The organism is Psychromonas sp. SP041 (assembly GCF_000470315.2).
GTDB lineage: Bacteria > Pseudomonadota > Gammaproteobacteria > Enterobacterales > Psychromonadaceae > Psychromonas.
In genome coordinates this window covers 1-3,325 of record NZ_CBRF02000074.1, presented here as the reverse complement: position 1 = coordinate 3,325, position 3,325 = coordinate 1, and the positions used below count along the sequence as shown (strand labels likewise).

Here is a 3,325-nt window from a genome sequence, read left to right as displayed (position 1 = left end):
ATGCTTGGCGATAATAGCGCTGTGGTACCACCTGATCCCATGCCGAACTCAGAAGTGAAACGCAGCTGCGCCGATGATAGTGTGAGGTCTCCTCATGTGAAAGTAGGTCATTGCCAAGCGCCTAATTCAAAACCCCAGTCCTACGGCTGGGGTTTTAATATTTATAATGCTATAAATATAAGATTTTTTCTGATAATAATAGCACTGTGGTACCACCTGATCCCATGCCGAACTCAGAAGTGAAACGCAGTTGCGCCGATGATAGTGTGAGGTCTCCTCATGTGAAAGTAGGTCATTGTCAGATCCCCATTTGCTGATATGGCTCAGTTCGGTAGAGCACACCCTTGGTAAGGGTGAGGTCGGCGGTTCGAATCCGCCTATCAGCACCATTTCTTCAAATCTAAACAATTCAATTTCCTCAATATCTCAACATCAAACACAATCTCTGTTTATTAACTTATTTTTAGTGTTTCATCGAAATTTACTTTTTATTGCCTACTATAACTCTCCTATTACTTATCTTCTTTTAATTAGATTTTAAATCTATTCTTATATTTTTTACTTCATTATTTAAATTTATTTAACGAAAATAGCGAATGTTAAGTGAAAAAACTTAATTCTGTGACTTATTAGAAAAACTTATTCTTTTTTATTGCCTTTAATTTCTGTATGTTAAGTTCCCCGAGAAATATATGTTTAAGGTTATAAATGAATCAATCAGTCTCAACATTCAAATCACGTCTTAATGCTTTTGGCCCTGGAATACTCATGGCGACAGCTTCTATAGGTGGTTCTCATTTAGTCGCATCAACGCAAGCGGGGTCTATTTTTGGTTGGCAACTGATTTGGTTAATTATTGCCGTTAATATACTTAAATATCCTTTCTTTCGTTTTGGTGTTGAATATACATTAGCGACAGGTAAAAGCCTGATTGAAGGTTACCAAAGTAAAGGTCCTTGGTTTTTTTATTCGTTTATTGTTTTAAATATCATTGCCGCCGTAGTGAATACTGCTGGTGTTATTTTGTTAACTGCAAGCTTATTGCATTATGCTCTGCCGATTATTGTTCCGGTGACGGTGTTGTGTTGGTTAATACTCGCAGTTTGTTTAGTTATCCTATTACTTGGGCATTTTAAAGCGCTTGATAATGTAGCTAAACTTATTATGTTGATATTGACAGTTACGACGGTGATTGCATTTATTATTGCCTTTAATAACGGTCCTATGGCGCCTGCAGATTATGTAGGTCCATCGCCTTATGAATTAGTGATGATTAGCTTTATGGTTGCTCTAATGGGCTGGATGCCGGCACCTATTGAGGTCTCTGCACTGAGTTCGTTATGGTTAAAAGAAAAACAAACACAACAAACCATTACCAGAAAACAAGGCTTACTTGATTTTAATGTTGGTTATTGGTTAACAGCGATCTTGGCATTAGTATTCTTTGGCTTAGGCGTGTTGATACAATATGGTCAAAGTAGTACTGCAGTATTAGGTGGTGTTGCATTTGCTAAACAACTGACTGATATGTATGCCATGACGATCGGTGAATGGTCACGTCCTTTAGTGTCTATTATTGCTTTTTTATGTTTATTTGGAACAACCTTAACAGTGCTTGATGGTTATGCACGAACACTTAATGAATCGCATAAACTATTAGGCTTTAAGCAATCTAAACATAGTTTGAATATTTGGTTATTGCTACAATCTTTTTCTGGTATGGCGGTTATATTGTTCTTTAAATCGGTTCTTGCACCTATGTTGATGTTTGCGATGACACTAGCTTTTGTTACGACGCCAATATTTGCATGGCTTAACTTTAGGCTAGTACGTTCAGAAACGAGTATTCAACACAGTGCATTATTGCGAAGCTTAACTTGGTTAGGGTTACTTTATTTAATCGGTTTTGCTGCGGCATTTGTTATATGGAAAATTTTATAATCTAAAAATGATACGGTAAGTTAATGTTTGTTTTATTAACTGCCGTATCGTTTGTTATAGAAAAGTTTTTAAACTTATTCATCAGTCTGTTTGAGTGCTCTTTATTTTATAGCCCTGCTTTTTCTTATTTATAAACATGCTTTAAGAGGAGTCTATTATCTTGTCATTATCTAAGTTAAAAAGACGATTCATAGCGGTTGTTTCTATTGCTTTTCTTTCACTCGTTTCAACATTGGTGTTTGCGGATATGTTTGGTTTCTTAAAAAAACAGGACGTTGTTTTATCAAGAGAAGTTCATGGGCTTTTACTTGATAATGGCCAACCGCTAGCTAATGTTAAAGTATTTAGAGTGTTAACCTATGGAGAAGAATATTTAGATCAGGTTGTCACAGATGAAAATGGTCATTTCTATTTTCCTGATAAAATTATTCATAGTTCAAAACCGTCACAAATGTTTTTCAACAGTAGTTTGAATCAACATATTTATGCAAAAACAGATAACGATGATGAACTAGTATTATGGTATGCCAGAATCATCCAAGCTGAAGACAGTGAAACATTGACTGAATTATTAAACCATTTAGTTTGTGATATTACTAATGATGCAAAAACTTATGATATACCGGCAAAAGAAGACCCTAGCAAACTCTTTGTTATTTATACTCGATGTAAATTGTAATCCTTCTATTTTTATAAATAGCTAAGGATTAATAAAAACTGAGCTTACTAAATAGCCTGTTCTTATCTAATACCAAAAGAATTAATAAGGTGATCATCCTTGCTGGTTAAAATCACCCCTAACTACGTTCTGAGTTTTGAAGTGAGAACAACTATCTTCTACAACTCACGCCTTATTAGTGTTAATTTTTCCTGCGCAATTTCTGATCACTTATTTAATTCCATTGGTATAACCGCATACGATAGCCTCTCATTTATTTAAGTCCATTAAGCAAGCTCTTTTCTCTAATGTTTTCTATATTCCTTATAAATATTATTCATCATACGTAAACAGTAACAATACCAACCTAAGTAATTATCTAGTCATTTATGCTTGTTAAAATGAATGCTAGCTTCGTTGTTAATTTTGTAATGAGGATACTAGTTACTAGTTACTGCAATCAACGCCTTGCTGGCATCCATTTTCCCTAACGCCTAAATAGACCATTTATTTATCAAGATTGGTATTATACCAATCACACTAATTAACTGATCTATTTTACTGGTTAAAATAACTTATTTCTTCGTTGTTAATTTCGCAAAGGGAACAACCTATGTGGACTCCCCTGTGTCAACAACAAAATTAATAACTAAGAATAAAGCGCTCACTTATGTACGAGCTCTCATTGAGTAGCTAACTCAGGCTCTCTGATATTTACGCGCACAA

The 3,325-nt window shown here is 34.8% G+C and carries 2 protein-coding genes, 1 tRNA gene and 2 rRNA genes; all 5 read left to right on the top strand.

Annotated features, from left to right (window positions below; translation table 11 throughout):
* Nucleotides 1–3 precede the first annotated feature (3 nt).
* The 5 genes from rrf (SP041_RS20540) to SP041_RS20520 all read left to right on the top strand — a co-directional run bounded on the left by rrf (SP041_RS20540) (nucleotide 4) and on the right by SP041_RS20520 (nucleotide 2,620).
* A 5S ribosomal RNA gene (gene rrf / locus SP041_RS20540) occupies nucleotides 4–119 on the top strand.
* A 69-nt stretch (nucleotides 120–188) separates the two neighbouring features.
* A 5S ribosomal RNA gene (rrf, locus tag SP041_RS20535) occupies nucleotides 189–304 on the top strand.
* An 8-nt stretch (nucleotides 305–312) separates the two neighbouring features.
* Nucleotides 313–389, top strand: a tRNA-Thr gene (locus tag SP041_RS20530).
* Between the two features lie 319 nt (nucleotides 390–708).
* The gene (locus tag SP041_RS20525; RefSeq protein ID WP_025565780.1) at nucleotides 709–1,941 is read left to right on the top strand and encodes a divalent metal cation transporter; all 1,233 of its coding nucleotides are present in this window, start codon (nucleotides 709–711) and stop codon (nucleotides 1,939–1,941) included.
* Between the two features lie 160 nt (nucleotides 1,942–2,101).
* Nucleotides 2,102–2,620 (top strand): DUF6795 domain-containing protein, encoded by a 519-nt coding sequence (locus SP041_RS20520; RefSeq protein ID WP_025565779.1) that lies wholly within the window; start codon nucleotides 2,102–2,104, stop codon nucleotides 2,618–2,620.
* Nucleotides 2,621–3,325: the final 705 nt, after the last annotated feature.

Coding starts and splice junctions, on each gene's coding strand:
- SP041_RS20525 (WP_025565780.1), top strand. CDS start 709: ATGAATCAATCAGTCTCAACATTCAAATCACGTCTTAATGCTTTTGGC.